This is a genomic window from Paracoccus amoyensis (genome assembly GCF_014490725.1).
Lineage (GTDB): Bacteria > Pseudomonadota > Alphaproteobacteria > Rhodobacterales > Rhodobacteraceae > Paracoccus > Paracoccus amoyensis.
The window spans coordinates 726,306-746,213 of the sequence record NZ_JACOQL010000001.1 but is presented as its reverse complement, the minus strand read 5'-3'; the positions used below and the strand labels follow the sequence as shown (position 1 = coordinate 746,213).

Sequence of the window (19,908 nt, the reverse complement as noted above, 5' to 3'; positions counted from 1 at the left end):
GCGTTAAATATTGGACGGATCAGTTCCCCGACGCTTCGGGCTGATCCTCGGGTTGTTGCTGGCCTTCGGCGGCGGCGGCTTCACCCTCAGTCGCGGGTGCTTCGCCTTCGGCGGCCGGCGCAGCAGGTTCCGCCGCAGGTGCGTCGGCTGCAGGTGTTTCAGCCTGCTCTTCAGGGGTGACCTGCATGCCGGGACCAATGCGCTGAAGTCCTTCGACGATCAGACGGTCGCCGTCGTTCAGACCTTCCTTGACGATCCATCGATTGCCGCGGTCCTGAACAATATCCAGTTGGCGTTCTTCAACCATGTTCTGGTCATTCACAACCATCGCGACCGGACGTCCCCGACGGTCACGGGTGACACCTTCCTGTGGAGCAAGGATTGCATCCGGCAGCTGCGCCTGCGGAATTTCAGCCTGCACATACATGCCGGGCAGCAGAAAGCCTTCGGGGTTTTCAAATTCAACCCGCAGTGTCACCACACCTGTGGTTTCGTTCACATGAGGCTCGGCCCCGGTCAGCGAACCCGTATGTTCATAAATACTGCCATCCGCCAGACGCAACGATACGGTCCGATCCCCCCCCGCTGGCAAAGCAGCCTCGGGGCCCTGACGCTGCCAGCGGATGATATCGGCCGCCGACTGGGTCACATCCACACGCACCGGGTCAATCTTGCGGATCACCGCCAAAGATTCGGCCTGACCAGCGGTCACAAGCGCACCTGCGCTGGCTTGGGCCAGACCGATGACGCCATCGATCGGTGCTGTAATCGTCGTGCGGTCCAGATCAATATTCGCGGCCAGCAATTGGGCTTTCGCAGCTTCGACCGCCGCATCTGCGGCATCCCGCGCGGCAATTGCTGCATCCTGCGCCTGTTCACTGGTGACACGGCGATCACGCAAGGTTTCGGCCCGCGTGGCTTCGCGACGGGCTGCTGCAGCCGCGGCCTCGGCTTGTGCCAGGGCGGCTTGCGCCTGCGCGACGGCAGCTTCGTATGTGCGGGGATCGATCCGGTAAAGCGGATCCCCCTCGGTCACCTGACGGCCCTCCTCGAACAGGCGTTCGATGATCAGGCCGCTGACCTGAGGGCGTAAATTCGCCTCGGACTGCGCGACAACGCGGCCCGGCAGACTCGATGTCAGCGTCACATCTTCCGCTTTCAGCGTCACCACGGTCACCGGCGGAGGCGGCGGTGCTTCGCCTTCCTGCCCCTGTGCCGTGGCCTGTCCAGCAGCTACAAACGCTGACATCAGGCCAGCAAATACATAGATCCGAGTCAGCGTGGTCATGCTGTCCGCCCGTCTGGATGAAAACTCTTTTGGCATTGAGCCGCAGCGGGCGACAACGCATGGTGGTCACGCTAACGTCAAGTTAAATGAAGAACAACCTCTTCCCGCGACGCGCTGGAAACTGCGCGGACAACTCTGTCTTTTCAATGATATGGGTCTAGTCCGCAGCGGAATCGCGGTCAGAAAGTCCCAAAAGTTCAATCGACCGCCTCACCGCCTGCACAAAGATTTGTGAGGCCGCAGATTCGGGCGCATCTGCACGTCTCATCAACCCAACGGGCCCTTCGGTCAGATCGGTGGCGATGGGCAGACGGACCAACAATCCCTCGGCGACCTCACGCGCGACCACCCCGGCCGAAATGAACCAGACCGCGTCACTGCGCCTTGTATGAACGCGGCCAAACGCCCCTGAAACGGTTTCAATTCGGCGGGGCGGCATCGGCACCTGATGCGTGATCAGCATTCGTTCGACAAATGGCCGGATCGCGGCCCAGGGGGCGGGATAGATCACGGGCCAATCGACGATGCGGCGCAGATCGGGGTCGTCAAGGATCGGGTGGCCGGGGCGAACGACAACCGCGACTTCTTCCAGATACAATTGGGTGAAACTAAGATCGCGCATCGTTTCCGGCTCGCCCAGACGTCCGATAACCAGATCAAGCTGCCCTGCCCGCAGCATACCCGTCAGATGTCCGTGCGAACCATCGGCAATGGTCAACCGTAATTCAGCCGCGATCCGGGCCACCTCTGATACAGCTTCGGGCATCAGGCGCGCCGCGACCGAGGGCAAAGCCCCGACCCGCAACTGCATCGCGCCTTCACGACCGGCCTGCTCGATCCCAGCCAACCCCTGCTCTAACGCCGACAGGCTGGTCTGGGCGTAGTTCAGGAAAAACTCCCCCTGCGGCGTCAGCCCAATGCCCCCCCGATCACGGGTCAGCAATTGCGCGCCCACGATCTCCTCAAGCTCTGACAAGGTCCGCGAAATGGCCGGTTGTGTCAGAAACATGCGTTTAGCGGCCTGTTTCATACTGTTCCGGCGGACAATCTCGGTGAAAGCCTGCAGATGGCGTATCTTGATGCGGCGATCCATAGTTTCCCATTTTGATAACTATCGAACCGATTATCTCATTTTACTGATTTATTTCCATATGCAACATTCCGCGTAGGAGGATTATCTGCATGCGCCATCAAGTCGTGATCGTCGGCGGCGGCCCGTCGGGGCTTTTGCTGGGTCAGCTTTTGCATAAGCGCGGCATCGACGCCGTCGTGCTGGAGCGTAAAACCCGCGATTACGTTCTGGGACGTATCCGCGCCGGTGTTCTGGAAACCGGGCTGGTGTCGCTGATGGAGGAAGCCGGCGTAGCAGACAGGCTGCACCGCGAAGGCTATGTCCATGATGGCACACAGATCGCATTTGGTGGCGAAATGTTCCATCTTGATTTCAAGGCGCTGACCGGAAAACCCGTTATCGTTTACGGCCAGACCGAGGTGACGCGCGACCTGTATGACGCCCGCGAGGCCGTTGGTGCCCGCACCGAATTCAACGTCGATCACGTCGTGATCCATGACGCCGACAGCAACCACCCCTATGTGACCTATGACCAGCACGGCGAAAGCCATCGCATTGATTGCGATTTCATCGCGGGCTGTGACGGATTTCACGGCGTCAGCCGTCAGGCGATCCCGCTGAGCGTTCGGCGCGAATATGAAAAGACCTATCCATTTGGCTGGCTGGGCGTGCTATCGCGCACCCCACCCGTGAATGACGAATTGATCTATGCCAATTCCGATCGCGGCTTCGCGCTTTGTTCGATGCGGAACGAAAACCTGTCGCGCTATTACGTGCAATGCGCCCTGTCCGATCACCCCGAGGATTGGACCGATGCGGCTTTCTGGTCGGAACTGAAACGCCGCCTGCCCGAAGAGGTTGCCGGACATCTTGTCACCGGCCCGACCATTGAAAAATCCATCGCTCCGCTGCGGTCCTTTGTGACCGAACCGATGAGATGGGGACGCCTGTTTCTGTGTGGGGACGCGGCTCATATCGTGCCGCCGACCGGGGCCAAGGGACTGAACACTGCGGCCAGTGACGTTCACTACCTGTATCAGGGGCTGGTTCAGCATTATCTGGATCAGGACAACGAAGGCATTGAACGCTATTCTGAACGCGCCTTGCTGCGGGTGTGGAAAGCGGAACGGTTCAGCTGGTGGTTCAGCAGTCTGCTGCATCGCTATCCGCATCAAAGCCCCTTCGACCTGAAGATGCAGCAAGCCGAGATTGCCTTTCTGCGCGACAATTCCTCGCAACAACAGGCATTTGCAGAAAACTATGTGGGGTTGCCATACTGATGGAACATGCACGGATCAACAACGCCGATCTGCATTACGCCGATCAGGGGCCAAAGGACGGCCCGGTGGTGATGTTCGCCAATTCGCTTGGCACAGATTTTCGGGTTTGGGATACGTTTTTGCCGCATCTGCCCGCGGGATTGCGGATCGTCCGCTATGATAAGCGTGGCCATGGTTTGTCCGAAGAAACCTCTGGCCCTTATACGATCGAGCAGCTTGCGGACGACGCGGCCGGGCTTATCCTGCATCTGCAACTGCGTGATGTCGTCTTCGTAGGTTTGTCGATCGGCGGGTTGATCGGACAATCGTTGGCGGCACGTCATGGCGATCTTCTGCGCGGGCTGGTGATTTCCAACAGCGCGGCCAAGATCGGTGATGCCCAGATGTGGCGCGACCGTGTCGCCGCCATCCGCGCCAATGGGCTGGCAAGCATTGGCGCGACGACAATGGAGCGCTGGTTTTCTCCGGCTTTCCGCGCAAGTGGACATGCAGCCCCTTGGCAGCGGATGTTGGAACGTCAGCCGCTAAACGGCTACGCGGCCTGTTGCGAGGCCATTGCCGCCGCCGATTTGCGCAGCAGCAGTGCAAAACTTAGCCTGCCGGTGCAATTGATCGCCGGTGATCTGGACGGATCGACCCCTCCCCAGATCGTGCAAGAGACCGCCGAACTTATTCCGGGGGCGCGCATGGATATCGTTCATGGCGCGGGACATATTCCCTGTGTCGAGGCACCCGAAGCCCATGCCGCCATCCTCATCCGCTTTTTCAAGGAGATTGGCCATGTCTGACCGCTATGATCTTGGAATGTCCGTCCGCCGTCAGGTGCTTGGTGACGCGCATGTTGATCACGCGGAATCCCTCAAGACGGAATTTGATGCACCGTTTCAGGATCTTATTACAAATTCTGCATGGGGGACGGTTTGGGCCGGCGACGGTATCAGCCGCCGCGAACGATCCATGTTGACGCTGGCACTGTTGGCCGCGACAGGAAATTTTGAGGAAATTCCAATGCATATCCGTGCGACCGCCCGGACCGGCGCCAGTAAGCAGGATGTGCAGGAAGCGTTTCAGCATGTCGCCATATATGCGGGCGTGCCCAAGGCCAACCATGCTTTGAAATTGGCAAAGCAAACCTATGCCGAAATGGAATCTGAAGAATGAGCCAGGAAACCAAGCCAAAGAGCGAGGCCGAATTTTATCAGCGTGACCGGCGTTTGCATCCGCCTGCCCTGACCCCGGATTACAAGACATCGGTCGCACGCAGCCCGCGCTATTCCATGATTTCGCTGCAAAACTCGATCAGCGAGATGACCGGCCCGGTTTTCGGCCACAATGACATTGACCCTGTCGATAACGATCTGATCAGCAATTATGCCAAGGCGGGCGATCCGGTTGGCGAAAGGATCATCGTTCACGGTCGGGTGCTGGATGAAAATGCCCACCCTGTCAGGAATACCCTGGTCGAGATATGGCAGGCCAATGCCAGCGGTCGGTATCGTCACAAGAAAGACAATTATCTGGGCGCGCTGGACCCGAATTTTGGCGGTTGCGGGCGTACCATCACCGACGAAAACGGCTATTACTTCTTTCGCACCATCAAGCCTGGCGCCTATCCGTGGCGCAACTGGGTCAACAACTGGAGGCCCGCGCATATCCATGTCTCGGTCTTTGGGTCGGGCTTCGTGCAGCGCCTGATCACGCAGCTGTATTTCGAGGGTGATCCCCTGATCCCGCTTTGCCCCATCGTCAAAACCATTCCTGACCCGGATGCGATTGAACAGTTGATCGCCAAACTGGATCTGAACTCAACCATACCTCTGGATTCAATCGCTTATAAGTTCGACATTGTGCTGCGCGGACGCCGCTCGACCCTGTTCGAGAACCGGCTGGAGGGAAACTGAGATGCCACAGAAACTGGACTATCTCCGCGAATCCGCATCCCAGACGGCTGGCCCCTATGTCCATATCGGCCTTGCTCCCGGTGCAGCTGGTTTTGATATTTATGAACAAGAGCTTGGATGGGATATCGCAGGCCCGAACGCCACAGGTGAACGTATCCGCGTCGAAGGGGTGGTGATCGACGGTATCGGTAGCCCCGTCAAAGACGTGCTGCTAGAGGTTTGGCAGGCCAATGCGAATGGTCATTACGCCCATCCCGACGGCGGTGGCCCGGTCGAGGACGGCTTTCGTGGCTGGGGTCGTGTGATCACCGATTTCGAAACCGGCGAATGGGCCTTTGATACGATCAAGCCGGGGCCTGTGATGGGCCGAAATGGCCGCATGATGGCGCCGCATCTTAACCTGTGGATCGTCGCGCGTGGCATCAATATCGGCCTGAATACACGGATGTATTTCGACGATGAGGCCGAGGCAAACGCCACCGACCCGGTGATCAACCTGATCGAATGGGAAAAACGCCGTGCGACCCTGATTGCCAAACGATCCGAACGGGACGGCAAGCCTGTCTATCGCTTCGACATTCGCCTGCAAGGCGATGATGAAACCGTGTTTTTTGACATCTGAGGCAACAATGACAAATCCCTGCATTATCTGCGTAGCCATCACCGGATCCCTGCCGACCAAGGAAAACAACCCGGCTGTCCCGATCACCGTCAGCGAACAGATCGAGTCGACGCATGAGGCGTTCGAGGCGGGTGCAACCATTGCCCATTGCCACGTCCGAGACGATGACGGCAAAGCGACCAGCGACCCCGACCGCTTCGCCGCGCTGAAGGAAGGTCTGGAAAAGCATTGCCCCGGCCTGATCGTGCAGCTTTCGACGGGTGGCCGATCTGGTGCAGGTCAGACCCGTGGCGGAATGTTACCGCTGCGCCCGGATATGGCGTCCCTGTCCGTCGGGTCGAATAACTTCCCGACGCGCGTCTATGAAAACCCACCGGATCTTGTCGATTGGCTGGCCAGCGAAATGCGCATCTACGACGTGAAGCCCGAGATCGAAGCATTTGATCTGTCTCACATTCTTCAAGCTGCAAAAATGTATGAAGACGGACGGATCAAGGATCGCCCCTATGTGCAATTCGTCATGGGCGTCAAGAATGCCATGCCTGCGGATCGCGAGGTTTTCGACTATTACATCAAGACGGTGCGGCGGCTGTTCGGCGACGACACGCCATGGTGCGCTGCGGGGATTGGTCGAAACCAGATCGTCCTGAACGACTGGGCAGTTTCTGCGGGCGGTCACGCGCGGACCGGTCTGGAGGATAACGTTCGCATCGATCGCGATACATTGGCTGCGTCCAATGCCGCGCTGGTCAAACGGGTCGTGGATCTGTGCGACAAATACGAACGCCCGGTCGCGACATGGCAACAGGCACGCGACATTCTGGCGCTGCGTGCCGCATGAACCTGACCGACGGGCTGTTCAGCGATACCGAACTGGCGGAAATCATGGGCCCGAAAGCCCAGCTTTCGGCGATGCTGGCGGTTGAAGCCTCGCTGGCGCAGGTTCAGGCACGCATGGGCCTCATCCCGCTGGATGCAGCAAATGCCATCGCCGATACTGCCAATTCGCTGACACCCGCGCCGTTTGACCTGCTGGCTGCCACCGCCAAAGCCGGGATTGCAGCGCAGGCGTTGGTGGGGGCGTTGAAAAGCGCCTGTGGCGACAATGGGCAATGGGCGCATTTCGGCGCCACGTCGCAGGACATTCAGGACACCGGACTGGTCCTGCAACTACGCGACGCATTGGTCATTCTTGAATCGCGGCTGATGGCATTGGAAATCACACTGGGTCAGAAAGCGCATGAGTTTTCGGACGCGGCCATTCCCGCCCGGACCCGGTTTCAGATCGCCGCGCCAACAACGCTGGGCGCAAAAATCGCGGTCTGGCGGGCACCGCTGCGGCGCGGATTAGAACGGCTGGAACAGCTTCGCCCGCGTCTGCTGAACGTGTCATTCTACGGCGCGGCCGGAACCGGCGCGGCGCTGGCGCCCAAGATGCCCGACGTTCGGGCCGGTGTGGCCGCCGACCTGGACCTTGGTTCGCCAATGGTGCCTTGGCATGCCGCGCGGGACGGTATTGTTGAACTTGGCGGTTGGCTGGCCCTGCTGACGGGCAGTTTGGGCAAGATCGGCACCGATCTGATCCTGTTGGGCCAATCCGAAATTTCCGAGGTTTCAGCTGGTTCTGGCGGCGGTTCCTCGACCATGCCACAGAAATCGAACCCGGTGATGGCAGAAGCTTTGGTCACGTTGGCGCGGCTGAACGCGGGTGCTGTCGGCACATTACATCAGGCGATGGTCCATGCGCAGGAACGGGATGGAAGCGCATTGGCGATCGAGTGGCAAATTTTGCCTGACATGGTGATCCGCACCGGCGCCGCCCTTCGCTTGGCCCAGAATCTGGCGGAAACGCTGAAGCCGAAAGCGATGAATATCGACGCCAGCTTTGCACAGGATAAAGGCGCGATGCTGGCCGAGGCCGCGGGCTTTTATCTGACGCGCTTCATGTCGCGTGAAGAAGCTTTAAAAATTGTGGCCAGTGCGTTGAAAAATATGAACGACGGTCGCGTCAAAAATCTTTCGTCCGCATTGGAAGAGCTGGCGCCTGATCACGATTGGCCAAGGATACTTGCGCCAGAAAACAACCTTGGCGACGCCGTAAGGCAGGCCAAAAGCTAAGAAGAACCCTGGGAGGATAAACAATGAAGAAAATTTTGCTTGCAACGGTCGCGACACTGACCTTGACCGCAGCCGCCTCGGCGCAAGAGGTCACCTTGCGCGTCCACCACTTCCTGTCGGCTGACGCGCCGATCCATGTGGGCGTGTTGCAGCCGTGGGAAAAGCTGGTTGAAGAACAATCCGGCGGGCGCATCGATGTGCAATTGTTCCCTTCGATGCAGTTGGGGGGCAAACCACCGCAGCTATTCGATCAGGCCCGCGATGGTATTGTCGATGTCAGTTGGACCTTGCTGGGGTATACGCCGGGCCGCTTCCCGATTTCCGAGGTGTTCGAGCTTCCCTTCCTGTCCGGCACGGCGACTGAAACCACCGCTGCATTGCAGGAATTTCAGGTCAAATATCTGGCTGACGAACTGGGTGAAGTGCATCCGCTGATGCTGCATGCGCCCGCCAGCTATAAATTCCACATGCGGGATAAGCCGGTCGCCGCCATGGCTGATCTGAAAGGGCTGAAAGTTCGCGCGCCGTCGCGCACGATGACCGATGGCCTGGCCGCGCTTGGTGCGACGGCTGTCGGCATGCCGGTCCCTGAAGTGACCCAGTCGATCACGACAGGCGTCATCGACGGGGCCGTCATTCCGTGGGAGGTCTTCGGCTCTCTCCGTCTGGAGGAAGTAACCAAGGAACATACCGAATTTGGTCGGGAAAATGGCGGCCTTTCCACGTCCGTCATGGCGCTGGTCATGAACAAGGCCAAGTATGACAGTCTGCCCGATGATCTGAAAAAGGTGATCGACGACAATTCGGGTGCAACGCTGGCCGCGTTGGCCGGTCAGGTGCTGGATGAGGCGGAAACCGCCGAGCGGCAGAAAGCCATTGATGCGGGCGCGAATATTACCGTCATTTCAGAAGACCAGCTGGGCGAATGGAAAGATGCCTCGCAGCCGGTGATCGACAATTGGATCAAGGCGATGACGGATTCCGGTCATGACGGTCAGGCGATTGTCGATGACGCCCGTGCAATGCTGACCAAGGCGCAGGGCGAATAAGCATGGCCGATGCCGATATCATAACCGAACATTCAAAAGCCGTCCCGGTTCCGGGGTGGCTTGCGAAGCTGTGCGGGGTATTCGCCGGTATTGGCGGCATCACCCTGTTGGCGCTGATGTTGATGACGGTTGCCAGCGTGACGCTGCGCGGCGTCATCGGTAAACCCATACCTGGCGATTACGAGATGGTTGAACTGGGCAGCGCGATCGCGATTTTCTGCTTTCTGCCCTGGTGTCAGGTCAATGGCGGCAATGTGCTGGTCGATTTTTTCACCCAGAAATCCTCGGCCAGAACGAACCATCTGCTAGAGGCGATTGGCGATCTGATCTATCTGTTGATCGCGGCGCTGCTGTTGTGGCGGATGTATCATGGCGCGACCGAGATGCGCAGCTATGCCGAGCAGACCATGGTTTTGCGAATCCCCGTCTGGTATAGCTTCATCGCGATCATCCCGGCCATGGCATTGCTGGTCGCGACATGCACCGCAACGATGATCGGACATATCAGGATGGCGCGAGTATGACCGGCATTGCCGCCGGGCTTACGGGTTTCGCTGTTCTGCTGGCCATGATGTTTCTGCGCGTCCCGATTGGGGTGGCGATGCTGGCGGTCGGGATTGGAGGCTACGGGCTGTATACTGGCATGGCCCCCTTGCTGGCCTTCCTGAAAACATCGGCTTTCTATCAATTCTCGACCTATTCGCTGTCGGTCATTCCGCTGTTTGTTCTGATGGGTGAATTCGCGACCCATGCGGGAATGAGCCGCGCATTGTATCGCACGGCGGCCGCCTTTCTGGGTCACCGCAAAGGCGGCCTTGCCATGGCGTCGATCGGCGGCTGTGCGGCCTTTGGCGCGATCTGTGGCAGTTCGCTGGCAACTGCGGCAACCATGGGTCAGGTCGCCCTGCCCGAGATGCGCCGCTATAATTACAGCGGCGCACTGGCTACAGGTTCGCTTGCGGCAGGCGGGACATTGGGCATTCTGATCCCGCCATCGGTCATCTTGGTGCTTTACGCCCTTATGGCCGAACAAAGCATTCCCAAGATGTTCGTGGCTGCCATGGTGCCGGGGGTTCTGGCCGCTGTTGGTTATATGCTTGCCATCGCGGTATTCGTGCGGCGCCACCCCGAGGAAGGCCCCGCCGGTCCACGCGTGGATTGGGCAGGCCGTCTGATTGCGCTGCGCGAGACATGGACCATCATCCTGATTTTCACGCTGGTCATCGTCGGCATGTATCGCGGTTGGTTCACCCCGACCGAGGCTGCGGCCGTTGGTGCATTCGGCGCTGGCGTTCTGGCCGTTTTTCACGGCGGAATGCGGCTGAAAGGGTTGATGGAATGCCTGCGGGGAACGGCCACGACATCGGCGATGATCTTCCTGATCATGCTGGGCGCGGAAACCTTCAACGCCTTTCTTGCTCAGACACAGACACCGATGCTGGCGGCCCAGACGATCCAGAATTCCGGTATGTCGCCGATGCTGATTCTGGCGGCTATCCTGTTGCTGTATATGGCGCTTGGTTGCGTCATGGATTCAATGTCCATGCTGTTGCTGACGATCCCGATCTTCTATCCGATCATCGGCGGGCTGGATTACGGCATGTCGCGTGAAGATACCTTGATCTGGTTCGGAATCCTGGCCGTGGTCGTGGTCGAGGTTGGGCTGATCACCCCGCCCGTCGGGATGAACGTCTTTGTCATCAACGGCATGGCGAGGGATGTGCCGATGTGGGAAAGCTTCCGCGGGGTGCTGCCCTTCCTGATCAGTGACCTGATCCGTATCGTGCTGCTGGTCCTGTTCCCGTTCATCTCGCTGTGGCTGGTGCGGCTATTGGGGTAGCCGCCTGTCCTCGCGCTGAAATGATGGCCCGTCCTGTTGCCGGGGCGGGCCATTCTGCTACAGACAGGTCGTCGGCAGGACCGGCCTGTTTCCCGTAGCCAATGAGTATCGTTTCGCCATGAATTTCACCTTTGACGGCAAAACCATCAACGTGAACATGCCCGACCAGCCAGTATTGCTGACCGAGGTGAAGCGCAGATTTCGGTCTGGCGAAGGGTTTGCATTGGCGACGATCAATCTGGATCATCTGGTCAAACTGCGCAGCGATCCGGCTTTTCTTGACGCATACAGCCGTCAGGATCTGATCGTTGCCGACGGCAACCCGATTGTCTGGCTGTCAAAACTGGCAGAAAAGCCTGTCGCTCTGGTGCCCGGATCGGATCTTGTGCTGCCGCTGACGAAACTGGCCGCGGATGAAGCCATGCCAGTCGCGTTGCTCGGCACGACCGACGCCGCGCTTGAGGCCGCCGCTGCAAGCCTTCAATCACAAGTTCCGAATCTGAAAATTGTCACCAGGATTGCCCCGCCGATGGGGTTTGATCCTGACAGCGAAGATGCGCGCCGCATCCTTCATCAGGTCGAAGCAAGTGGTGCGCGGTTGTGCTTTCTTGCCCTTGGTGCTCCAAAACAGGAACGGCTGGCTGCTCGTGGCCGGATCGAAGCGCCTTCGGTGGGTTTCGCATCAGTTGGCGCGGGTTTGGATTTTCTGGCCGGCAATCAAAACCGCGCCCCCGAATGGGTCCGCAAGATCGCAATGGAATGGGCTTGGCGGATGCTGTCGGCGCCCGGTCGACTGGTGCCGCGATACGCGAAATGCTTTGCCATCCTGCCATCCGAGGCGATGGCCGCAATAAAACAGCGGCGCTGAAGCGCCGCTGATGAAACTGCCAATCAGATTTTAACGATCAGCAACCGGTGCGCGTCAAAACCACGCGAACGGTCTGCATCAGGATGACCACATCGCGCGACATGCTCAATTCGCGCTCATACTGGTCGTCATACCAGGCCCGGGCAGCGAAGGTTGTGCGGTTGCGGCCAGCGATCTGCCAGAAACCGGTAATCCCCGGGCGCAGGCGATAATAGCCATCACCGGCATACATCGCCTCTTGTTCCGGGAGCATGGGACGCGGTCCGACAAGGCTCATATCACCCGTGGCGACATTCCACAGTTGCGGCAGTTCGTCCAACGAGGTAGCCCGCAGAATGCGGCCAAAAACCGTAATGCGTGGATCATGACGCAGCTTTTGCGTCCGTTCCCATTCGTCACGCGCTTCGGGGTTGCTTTCCAGATAGGCGTTCAGATGCGCGTCGGCATCAACCACCATCGTCCGCAGCTTCCACATGCGATAGCTGTTGCCGCCACGCCCGATGCGCAGCTGGGAATAGAATGGATTGCGACGGTCGCGCATCCAGACAAGCAAAGCCAAGACCAGAACGACAGGAACGAATACAGGCGATGCCAACACGACAAGCAATATATCCACAGGACGCTTGAACATGCGGCGATAAAGCCTAGGATTCGATGATTTTTTTGGTTTGCTGTCCGATGCATGAACCAACGCAGCGGTGTGAGTCTCAAAAGCCATAATCGCCTACATTCACTACTAAACAAACACTTCACGGTGAAGCAACTGGCCGGTTCTAGCCCACCCCACGGCGTCGATCACGCGACGCTTCGGATTACTTCCAAGTCAAGCCGAACGATGAAGTCCTCTTACCCGACGACATTACCACTACTGGTGCGCTGCGAGATAGGTAAATTTTTATCTAATTGGAGAATAAAATCAGAATTTTTCATTAAATACATTCAAAAGGACAATCTTACCGATTACCTGAAACGAAGCAGAGCAACTGTCGGTTGAGTTTCATCCTGACCAGGCGATCCGGCACTGTTTCGTCCGAATCGCAGCGGGCTGAAAAATCCCGAGTAAAATTTGTGATTTCCAAATTTTTACATTGTTTGCCATATGTTAGTTAACCGATGACGGCTATATCGTCGCATTATCAAAAGCCCGGAATCCCCACATGCCCGCGCTTCACTTCAGGCATCGAACTCTTTCACAATCTGCAATATCCCGCAGATAAAGACTTTTTTGGTATTTTTCGCAAAACAATAACCCGCCGCGATCGCGACGGGTTTTGGGCGGAAAAAGAACACACTTATTAGCCAAGACGATAGTTGGGGCTCTCCCTCGTGATCTGCACGTCGTGGACATGGCTTTCTTTCAGGCCTGCTCCGGTGATGCGCACGAACTGACAGTTTTTGCGCATTTCTTCGACCGTGGCGCAGCCGGTATAACCCATTGCGGCACGCAGGCCACCGACCAACTGATGGATCACCGTGCCTGCCGGGCCTTTATAGGGCACCTGCCCTTCAATCCCTTCCGGCACCAGCTTGTCGGTCGCGGCATCTTTCTGGAAGTAGCGGTCAGCAGAACCACGCGCCATCGCGCCAAGGCTGCCCATCCCTCGATAGGATTTGAAGCTGCGGCCCTGATACAGGATCACTTCGCCCGGTGATTCATCGGTGCCTGCAATCGCGCTGCCAACCATCGCGCAGCTGGCGCCGGCTGCAATCGCCTTGGCAAAATCACCCGAAAACTTGATGCCACCATCCGCAATTACCGGCGTATCTCCTGCCGCCCCGGCAGCGTCCATGATGGCGGTCAGTTGCGGCACGCCGACACCAGCCACGATGCGCGTGGTGCAGATGCTGCCCGGACCGATCCCAACTTTTACCGCATCCGCACCTGCGTCGATCAACGCCCGCGTTCCCTCGGCTGTGGCGACATTCCCGGCCACGACCTGAACTTCGTTCGAGAATGCCTTGACCCGTTCGACCGCCTTGGCGACGCCGGCTGAATGGCCGTGCGCGGTGTCGATCACCACCATGTCGACGCCAGCTTCGATCAGGGCCTGACTGCGCTCGAAACCCTCATCGCCAACGGTTGAGGCTGCGGCGACACGCAGACGCCCCAGATCATCTTTGCAGGCCAGCGGGTTCAGCACCGACATTTCGGTATCTTTCAACGTCAACAACCCTGTCAATTTGCCCTGCCCGTCCGTGACCAGCAGCTTTTCGATCCGCCGTTCCTTCATCAGGCTGATGGCTTGCTGACGGTCCGCAGGCTCGATCAGCAACGCCAGATTGTCATCGGTCATCAGCGCGCTGACCGGCGTCTTGTCATCGCTGGCGAACCGCATGTCGCGATTGGTCAGGATGCCCAACACCCGGCCCGCATGATCCACGACCGGAAAGCCTGTCACGTTATAACGCGCCTGTAATGCCTTGGCGTCAGCCACGGTCTGTTCGGGGTGCAGAGTGATAGGGTTATAAACGATCCCGGATTCGAACCGCTTGACGCGTCGAACCTCATCCGCCTGCTGTTCGGCCGTCAGGTTGCGGTGGATCACGCCCATGCCCCCCGCCTGGGCCAGCGCAATCGCCATCCGGCTTTCCGTGACCGTATCCATGGCCGAGGACAGCAGCGGGATATTCATCTGGATGGATCTGGTGACGCGTGTGGTGACGTCCGCGGTGGACGGCATGACCGTCGAAGCGGCCGGGACCAATAGAACGTCGTCGAATGTGAGAGCCTCACGAATCTGCATGGCGGGGTTCCTTGCGGCAATTTCGTTTGGCAGTTTCCCCTTTCACGCGCCGACGATTTTGTCCAGAGCGCAGCTATGCTTTCTTCACAACCATCACTTGCTTATTCTGCACATGTCGACCGTTGCGCTGAAAGCACGCTGCCGCAGGTAACGGTCTGGCGACGTTAGGTAACATTGTAGATTCAATTGATTTGACGTTTGTTCACGATATCCTGACTTCATTAGGTCATAAGACCTGCTGAGGGAGGAATTCATGAAAATCGCAATCACGGGCGTTGCTGCTCTGCTGCTTGGCGCTTCGCCGCTTCTGGCCGGCGGTATTGAGCGTGCGCCGCAATCGCTGAACGTGCTGTTCGAAGAAGGTAACTACGTCGAACTTAGCTTCGGCGGGGTTGATCCGACGATCGAAGGCAAAGATTTTGACGCATTTGGTGGTGCTTCGACCGGTGATGTGGCCCAAGGCTACGGCTTCGTTGGCCTTGCTTACAAACATCAGTTCAATCAGAACCTGTCGGCGGCGTTCATCATGGAACAGCCGTTTGGGATGGATGTGCTGTATCCGGGCGACGGGTCCAACATGCTGGGCGGCACCAAGGCCGAGGTGAACTCGACCACTTTCACCGCGTTGGCGCGTTATAAGTTCGATAACAATTTTTCGATCCACGGCGGTCTTCGCGGCTCGCAAGCCGATGCCGAGGTGACGTTGAACGGCTTGGCCTATGTCAACCGCGCAGTCCCCCCCACCCATCCTGCCTTCAGCGGTCTGCAAGGCTATAACGCCAAGTTCGATTCGGCCTGGGGTCTTGGCTATGTCATCGGTGCCGCCTACGAAGTGCCGGACATCGCAGCTCGTGTGTCACTGACTTACAACTCGTCGATCGAGCATGATTTTGACACCGTCGAAACCAACCCGCTGTTCCCCGGCTATAGCCGGAAATCGGAAACAACCGTCAAGACGCCTCAATCGCTGACCCTTGAAGGTCAAAGCGGCATCGCCCCCGACACGCTGGCCTTTGGCTCTATCCGTTGGGTGAAGTGGTCCGAATTCAAGGCAGACCCGAATGGGCTTGTTCGTGCGCCTTCTGCGACCGATCCGTTTGGCTTTGGTGTTTCTGATGGCCTGGTCGATCTTGAAGACACCACGACCTATACCATCGGCGTTGGTCGCAAGTTCACCGATAACTGGTCGGGTTCGGTCGCCTTCATCTATGAACCGACGAATGACGACGAAGTGTCTCCGCTGGCCCCCTATGACGGTCGCAAGGGCATTCAGTTGGCGGCGATCTATACGATGGACAACATCAAAATCACGACTGGCATCACCTATGCCAAGCTTGGCGACGCCAAAGCGTCACCTGGTGGCACGCCCGTTGCCCAGATGGAAGACAGCGATGTCTGGGGTGCGGGTATCCGGATCGGCTACAGCTTCTGATCTGACATAAATGGCATTGAAAACCCCGCTTGCCCAAGCGGGGTTTTTCTTTTGCCCACGCGTATCTGGCAGCGGCACTTCCCTAAAGCTGCTGCGCGTTTTACCTATGCTGCGTCGGCAAGGGGAATCTGATGATCTATAGCACTGGCAGCGACTGGCTTCAGGCGGCGAACAAGCGGATCGTGCTGTTCGGGATGTCGGGTTTGGGCAAGACCTACCTGTCCAACATGCTGCGCGAGGCCGGCGACTGGTTTCACTACTCTGTCGATTACCGCATCGGCACCCGCTATATGGGCGAATTCATCGCCGACAATTTCAAACGCGAGGCGATGAAGGTTCCATTTCTGCGCGAACTGCTGCTGTCTGACAGCGTCTATATCGCCAGCAACATCACTTTTGACAATCTGGCGCCACTCTCTACTTATCTGGGGAAACCGGGTAGCCCAAGCCGGGGCGGATTGCCCTTTGACGAATATTGCCTGCGCCAGAACCAGCACCGTCAGGCCGAAATCGCCTCGCTTCTGGACACCGCGCACTTCATGGATCGGGGGCGCGACATCTATGGCATCCCCAACTTTGTCTGCGACAGTGGCGGATCGATTTGCGAGGTGGTCGACCCCGACAATCCCGATGATCCGGTTCTGTCGACGCTGGAACGCGATCTGCTTCTGATCTGGATCAAGGGATCTGACGCGCATACCGCTGAACTGGTCCGCCGCTTCGACCGCGCGCCCAAGCCCATGTATTATCAGCCGCAGTTTCTGGAAAAGGCCTGGATCGACTATCGGGTTGAAAAAGGGCTGCACGAAGACGAAGTAAACCCAGACGATTTCATCCGCTGGACCTATGCCCGTGCGCTGGCCCATCGCCAACCGCGATATCAAGCAATGGCCCGCCGTGGCGTCACCGTCACCGCAGAGGAAGTGTCCGAAGTCAAAAGCCCCGCCGATTTCAACGACCTGATCGCCCGTGCGATCGACCGCAAGGAAACCTGAAATGCCCATTACCCTGAACGAAAGCCTTCCCGCCTATCGCATCCTGTCGGATGAGGGCGTGATGGTCATGTCGCCGGGGCGCGCGGCAACGCAGGATATCCGGCCGCTGCGGATCGGGCTGCTGAACCTGATGCCCAAGAAAATCCAGACGGAAAACCAGTTCGCCCGCCTGATCGGCGCAACGCCCTTGCAGATCGACTTTCAACTGATCCGCATGTCGGATCATGAAAGTCGCAACACGGCAGCCGATCACATGGAAAGCTTTTATCGGCCGGTCCGCGAAGTGATGGCGACGGGTGAGAAATTTGACGGTTTGCTGATTACCGGCGCCCCGATCGAACATCTGCCATTCGAGGAGGTCACCTATTGGGACGAACTGAAACAGGTCTTTGACTGGACGCAAACCAATGTCCATTCCACTTTCGGCGTCTGCTGGGGTGGCATGGCGATGGCGTGGTATTTTCACGACCTTGGCAAACATCTGCTGGACCGCAAGGCGTTCGGTTGCTTCCGGCACCACAATTACGCGCCGGCATCCCCCTATCTTCGCGGCTTTTCCGACGATGTTCTGGTGCCGGTCAGCCGCTGGACCGAGGTGCGCCAGGACGAGGTGGATGCCCGCCCCGCCCTGAACACGCTGCTGGCAAGCGAGGATGTCGGCCCCTGTCTGATCGAGGATGCCCGACACCGCGCACTGTATGTTCTGAATCACTTTGAATATGACAGCACGACGCTGAAGGACGAATATGACCGGGATATTGCTGGCGGCAAGGCCATCAATGTGCCGCAAAACTATTACCCGGAAGACGACCCGTCAAAACAGCCATCGAACCGCTGGCGCAGCCATGCGCATCTGCTTTACGGGAATTGGATCAACGAAATCTACCAGACGACGTGGTATGACATCACCCGCATCGGAGAGTAAGCCATGAGTAAACTTCCAGATTTGCCGCTGGTGGGCCAGATTACCGAAGCCTTGAAGAAGGCGCCAAAAGACATCCGCAAGGCCGTCAAGGAGGGCCACAAGGATCAGATTCTGGATGCCTCTTATCCCTATCGCGAAGAGATGGATAAGAAAGAATACGAAGATCACATGAAGCGGCTGCAATTACAGCTTGTCCGTATGATGTATGATATCGCGCAAACAGGCAAACGGCTGGTCGTGCTGTTCGAAGGGCGCGATGCCGCAGGCAAGGGTGGCACCATCGAACGCACCCGCGAAAATCTGAACCCGCGTTCGGCCTATATCGTCGCGCTGCCCAAGCCCAGTGAACGAGAGGCAGGGCAATGGTATTTTCAGCGCTATGTCGATTGGTTGCCTGCTGCTGGTGAAATCGCATTGTTCGACCGCAGTTGGTATAACCGCGGGGTTGTCGAGCGCGTCTTCGGCTTCACGACCGAAGCAAAGCAGAAGGCCTTTTTTCGCCAGCTTCCAGATTTCGAACAGATGCTGGTCGATGATGGGGTCATTCTGGTCAAGCTGTGGCTGAATGTCGGGCAAGCCGAACAGTTTCGGCGCTTTCTGGACCGCGAAAAAGATCCGCTGAAACAGTGGAAGCTGTCCAGCATCGACGTGGACGGTCTGGGCAAATGGGACGAATATTCGGAAGCCATCCGCGACACTCTGCAACAATCCCATACCCCGACCGCCCCTTGGACGGTGATCCTGTCCGACGATAAACGCCGCGCCCGTATTGCCGCGATTCAGACCATTCTGAACGCGGTCGATTATGCGGGGAAGGACGAAGACGCCATTGGTCCGCGCGATCCCAAGATCAGCGGCGGGTTAGAGTTGTTGCGCGAATGATCCGCGCGGCGCTGATCTGGCTGCTGCTGGCGCTTCCGGTCGCGGCGCAAAATCTGCCGGATTGGAAACACACCAGCATCAACGACTTTGCCCGCGTCCTGAGCAGCGAAGATACCCAGGTTCTGGATCAGGCTTTGATCAGGCTTTTTGACGAAACCGACATCGAAGGTACGGTCGTGACGCTGACCGATCGCGAGGCCTATGGCGGTCGGGACGGGCTAGAGCCTTTTGCCACGCGCCTGTTCAACCATTGGGGCGTTGGCGATCCTGAACGCAACGACGGTTTCATGCTGCTGGTTCTTGTCAACAACCGCGAAGCACGGATCGAATTGGGCGCAGGCTATCGGCGCGAGGCCGATATTCTTGCGCAAGACATCATCCGCAACCTGATGTTGCCGGAATTTCGGGATGGCCGGATATCGGAAGGCATTCGCAAAGGCACGTTGGCAGCGATCGACGAAATTGCGCGGCCGACTGCAGCAGGGGATCACATTCGCAGCCCGCGCGGGAAATCGTGGGCATGGGTGCCGAATGCCATCGCAATCGGCATGTTCGGCTTTATCTTTGCGCAGATCATCCGAAACCGCATCAAAAAAGCCCAAAGGCAGAAATGCCCCGAATGCGGCGGCAATGGCGTCGTCGAAGAACGCGGGCCAGAGCCTGTTGGCGTCGACGAAACTGGCCAGCAGATCCGACAAAGTTTCTGGCGAACCTGCCCCAGCTGTGGATGGCGTGGCCCGTCTTACTATGGCGGTCACAGCAATTCTGGCCGCAGAAGCCATAATCGAGGTGGCGGCTTTGGCGGCGGGCGATCATCAGGCGGCGGCGCATCCGGGCGCTGGTAGTTTCAGGCATCGGCTGCCTTTGGTTAAGCACGTGTGGAATAACGCTG

The 19,908-nt window shown here is 58.2% G+C and carries 20 protein-coding genes; 16 read left to right on the top strand and 4 right to left on the bottom strand.

What is annotated here, in order from left to right; genetic code table 11:
• Nucleotides 1-19: 19 nt before the first annotated feature.
• Entirely contained in the window at nt 20-1,288 is a 1,269-nt protein-coding gene (locus H4P12_RS03830; RefSeq protein ID WP_187792248.1) for an efflux RND transporter periplasmic adaptor subunit, read from the bottom strand.
• A gap of 157 nt (nt 1,289-1,445) precedes the next feature.
• Nucleotides 1,446-2,381: a pca operon transcription factor PcaQ gene (pcaQ, locus tag H4P12_RS03825; protein WP_187792247.1), complete on the bottom strand. Its 936-nt coding sequence runs from the start codon at nt 2,379-2,381 to the stop codon at nt 1,446-1,448.
• Nucleotides 2,382-2,470: 89 nt separating this feature from the next.
• Here pcaQ and pobA point away from each other — a divergent pair, with 89 nt between their 5' ends.
• The 11 genes from pobA to H4P12_RS03770 all read left to right on the top strand — a co-directional run bounded on the left by pobA (nt 2,471) and on the right by H4P12_RS03770 (nt 12,038).
• Complete coding sequence (gene pobA, locus H4P12_RS03820) at nt 2,471-3,640, top strand: 4-hydroxybenzoate 3-monooxygenase (protein WP_187792246.1); 1,170 nt, start codon at nt 2,471-2,473, stop codon at nt 3,638-3,640.
• Nucleotides 3,640-4,428 carry a 3-oxoadipate enol-lactonase gene (pcaD, locus tag H4P12_RS03815; protein WP_187792245.1) on the top strand — a complete coding sequence of 263 codons (789 nt, stop codon included), beginning with the start codon at nt 3,640-3,642 and terminating at the stop codon, nt 4,426-4,428. Before pobA ends, pcaD begins: the two co-directional genes overlap by 1 nt.
• Nucleotides 4,421-4,801, top strand: a complete 381-nt coding sequence (gene pcaC / locus H4P12_RS03810; RefSeq protein ID WP_187792244.1) for a 4-carboxymuconolactone decarboxylase — start codon at nt 4,421-4,423, stop codon at nt 4,799-4,801. Before pcaD ends, pcaC begins: the two co-directional genes overlap by 8 nt.
• Nucleotides 4,798-5,541 carry a protocatechuate 3,4-dioxygenase subunit beta gene (pcaH, locus tag H4P12_RS03805; protein WP_187792243.1) on the top strand — a complete coding sequence of 248 codons (744 nt, stop codon included), beginning with the start codon at nt 4,798-4,800 and terminating at the stop codon, nt 5,539-5,541. Before pcaC ends, pcaH begins: the two co-directional genes overlap by 4 nt.
• Nucleotide 5,542: 1 nt before the next feature.
• Nucleotides 5,543-6,163 carry a protocatechuate 3,4-dioxygenase subunit alpha gene (pcaG, locus tag H4P12_RS03800; protein WP_187792242.1) on the top strand — a complete coding sequence of 207 codons (621 nt, stop codon included), beginning with the start codon at nt 5,543-5,545 and terminating at the stop codon, nt 6,161-6,163.
• 7 nt (nt 6,164-6,170) lie between these two features.
• Nucleotides 6,171-7,004, top strand: coding sequence for a 3-oxoadipate:acetyl-CoA acetyltransferase (locus H4P12_RS03795; protein ID WP_187792241.1), 834 nt, complete (start codon nt 6,171-6,173; stop codon nt 7,002-7,004).
• A complete protein-coding gene (locus tag H4P12_RS03790) occupies nt 7,001-8,281 on the top strand; it encodes a lyase family protein (protein WP_187792240.1) in 1,281 nt (426 codons plus the stop codon). The genes H4P12_RS03795 and H4P12_RS03790 overlap by 4 nt, the downstream gene beginning before the upstream one ends.
• Nucleotides 8,282-8,304: 23 nt before the next feature.
• Nucleotides 8,305-9,330, top strand: a complete 1,026-nt coding sequence (locus H4P12_RS03785; protein ID WP_187792239.1) for a TRAP transporter substrate-binding protein — start codon at nt 8,305-8,307, stop codon at nt 9,328-9,330.
• A gap of 2 nt (nt 9,331-9,332) precedes the next feature.
• Nucleotides 9,333-9,854 (top strand): TRAP transporter small permease, encoded by a 522-nt coding sequence (locus H4P12_RS03780; protein WP_187792238.1) that lies wholly within the window; start codon nt 9,333-9,335, stop codon nt 9,852-9,854.
• Nucleotides 9,851-11,170: a TRAP transporter large permease gene (locus tag H4P12_RS03775; protein ID WP_187792237.1), complete on the top strand. Its 1,320-nt coding sequence runs from the start codon at nt 9,851-9,853 to the stop codon at nt 11,168-11,170. The genes H4P12_RS03780 and H4P12_RS03775 overlap by 4 nt, the downstream gene beginning before the upstream one ends.
• 118 nt (nt 11,171-11,288) lie before the next feature.
• Nucleotides 11,289-12,038 carry a WecB/TagA/CpsF family glycosyltransferase gene (locus tag H4P12_RS03770; protein ID WP_187792236.1) on the top strand — a complete coding sequence of 250 codons (750 nt, stop codon included), beginning with the start codon at nt 11,289-11,291 and terminating at the stop codon, nt 12,036-12,038.
• 37 nt (nt 12,039-12,075) lie between these two features.
• Here the strand turns inward: H4P12_RS03770 and H4P12_RS03765 are convergent, their stop codons facing one another.
• Together H4P12_RS03765 and guaB are read right to left on the bottom strand one after the other, a co-directional pair.
• Entirely contained in the window at nt 12,076-12,669 is a 594-nt protein-coding gene (locus H4P12_RS03765; RefSeq protein ID WP_246448833.1) for a sugar transferase, read from the bottom strand.
• Nucleotides 12,670-13,333: 664 nt separating this feature from the next.
• Entirely contained in the window at nt 13,334-14,782 is a 1,449-nt protein-coding gene (gene guaB, locus H4P12_RS03760) for an IMP dehydrogenase (RefSeq protein WP_187792234.1), read from the bottom strand.
• A gap of 253 nt (nt 14,783-15,035) precedes the next feature.
• Between guaB and H4P12_RS03755 the strand changes: the two genes are divergently transcribed.
• The 5 genes from H4P12_RS03755 to H4P12_RS03735 all read left to right on the top strand — a co-directional run bounded on the left by H4P12_RS03755 (nt 15,036) and on the right by H4P12_RS03735 (nt 19,861).
• A complete protein-coding gene (locus tag H4P12_RS03755) occupies nt 15,036-16,214 on the top strand; it encodes an OmpP1/FadL family transporter (RefSeq protein WP_187792233.1) in 1,179 nt (392 codons plus the stop codon).
• Between the two features lie 131 nt (nt 16,215-16,345).
• Nucleotides 16,346-17,209 carry an ATPase gene (locus H4P12_RS03750; protein WP_187792232.1) on the top strand — a complete coding sequence of 288 codons (864 nt, stop codon included), beginning with the start codon at nt 16,346-16,348 and terminating at the stop codon, nt 17,207-17,209.
• Nucleotide 17,210: 1 nt separating this feature from the next.
• On the top strand, nt 17,211-18,134 hold the full coding sequence (locus H4P12_RS03745; RefSeq protein ID WP_187792231.1) for a homoserine O-succinyltransferase: 924 nt from the start codon (nt 17,211-17,213) through the stop codon (nt 18,132-18,134).
• A gap of 3 nt (nt 18,135-18,137) precedes the next feature.
• Nucleotides 18,138-19,016, top strand: a complete 879-nt coding sequence (gene ppk2 / locus H4P12_RS03740; RefSeq protein ID WP_187792230.1) for a polyphosphate kinase 2 — start codon at nt 18,138-18,140, stop codon at nt 19,014-19,016.
• Nucleotides 19,013-19,861 carry a TPM domain-containing protein gene (locus tag H4P12_RS03735; RefSeq protein WP_187792229.1) on the top strand — a complete coding sequence of 283 codons (849 nt, stop codon included), beginning with the start codon at nt 19,013-19,015 and terminating at the stop codon, nt 19,859-19,861. The genes ppk2 and H4P12_RS03735 overlap by 4 nt, the downstream gene beginning before the upstream one ends.
• The last annotated feature ends 47 nt before the right edge of the window (nt 19,862-19,908 follow it).

What these genes read in the sequence shown, in the direction of transcription:
- pcaH (WP_187792243.1), top strand. Translation starts at nt 4,798, where the DNA reads ATGAGCCAGGAAACCAAGCCAAAGAGCGAGGCCGAATTTTATCAGCGT.
- H4P12_RS03745 (WP_187792231.1), top strand. Translation starts at nt 17,211, where the DNA reads ATGCCCATTACCCTGAACGAAAGCCTTCCCGCCTATCGCATCCTGTCG.
- H4P12_RS03795 (WP_187792241.1), top strand. Translation starts at nt 6,171, where the DNA reads ATGACAAATCCCTGCATTATCTGCGTAGCCATCACCGGATCCCTGCCG.
- H4P12_RS03830 (WP_187792248.1), bottom strand. Translation starts at nt 1,288, where the DNA reads ATGACCACGCTGACTCGGATCTATGTATTTGCTGGCCTGATGTCAGCG.
- guaB (WP_187792234.1), bottom strand. Translation starts at nt 14,782, where the DNA reads ATGCAGATTCGTGAGGCTCTCACATTCGACGACGTTCTATTGGTCCCG.
- H4P12_RS03765 (WP_246448833.1), bottom strand. Translation starts at nt 12,669, where the DNA reads ATGTTCAAGCGTCCTGTGGATATATTGCTTGTCGTGTTGGCATCGCCT.
- H4P12_RS03755 (WP_187792233.1), top strand. Translation starts at nt 15,036, where the DNA reads ATGAAAATCGCAATCACGGGCGTTGCTGCTCTGCTGCTTGGCGCTTCG.
- pobA (WP_187792246.1), top strand. Translation starts at nt 2,471, where the DNA reads ATGCGCCATCAAGTCGTGATCGTCGGCGGCGGCCCGTCGGGGCTTTTG.
- pcaD (WP_187792245.1), top strand. Translation starts at nt 3,640, where the DNA reads ATGGAACATGCACGGATCAACAACGCCGATCTGCATTACGCCGATCAG.
- H4P12_RS03775 (WP_187792237.1), top strand. Translation starts at nt 9,851, where the DNA reads ATGACCGGCATTGCCGCCGGGCTTACGGGTTTCGCTGTTCTGCTGGCC.
- H4P12_RS03750 (WP_187792232.1), top strand. Translation starts at nt 16,346, where the DNA reads ATGATCTATAGCACTGGCAGCGACTGGCTTCAGGCGGCGAACAAGCGG.
- H4P12_RS03785 (WP_187792239.1), top strand. Translation starts at nt 8,305, where the DNA reads ATGAAGAAAATTTTGCTTGCAACGGTCGCGACACTGACCTTGACCGCA.
- H4P12_RS03735 (WP_187792229.1), top strand. Translation starts at nt 19,013, where the DNA reads ATGATCCGCGCGGCGCTGATCTGGCTGCTGCTGGCGCTTCCGGTCGCG.
- ppk2 (WP_187792230.1), top strand. Translation starts at nt 18,138, where the DNA reads ATGAGTAAACTTCCAGATTTGCCGCTGGTGGGCCAGATTACCGAAGCC.
- H4P12_RS03770 (WP_187792236.1), top strand. Translation starts at nt 11,289, where the DNA reads ATGAATTTCACCTTTGACGGCAAAACCATCAACGTGAACATGCCCGAC.
- H4P12_RS03780 (WP_187792238.1), top strand. Translation starts at nt 9,333, where the DNA reads ATGGCCGATGCCGATATCATAACCGAACATTCAAAAGCCGTCCCGGTT.
- pcaG (WP_187792242.1), top strand. Translation starts at nt 5,543, where the DNA reads ATGCCACAGAAACTGGACTATCTCCGCGAATCCGCATCCCAGACGGCT.
- H4P12_RS03790 (WP_187792240.1), top strand. Translation starts at nt 7,001, where the DNA reads ATGAACCTGACCGACGGGCTGTTCAGCGATACCGAACTGGCGGAAATC.
- pcaQ (WP_187792247.1), bottom strand. Translation starts at nt 2,381, where the DNA reads ATGGATCGCCGCATCAAGATACGCCATCTGCAGGCTTTCACCGAGATT.
- pcaC (WP_187792244.1), top strand. Translation starts at nt 4,421, where the DNA reads ATGTCTGACCGCTATGATCTTGGAATGTCCGTCCGCCGTCAGGTGCTT.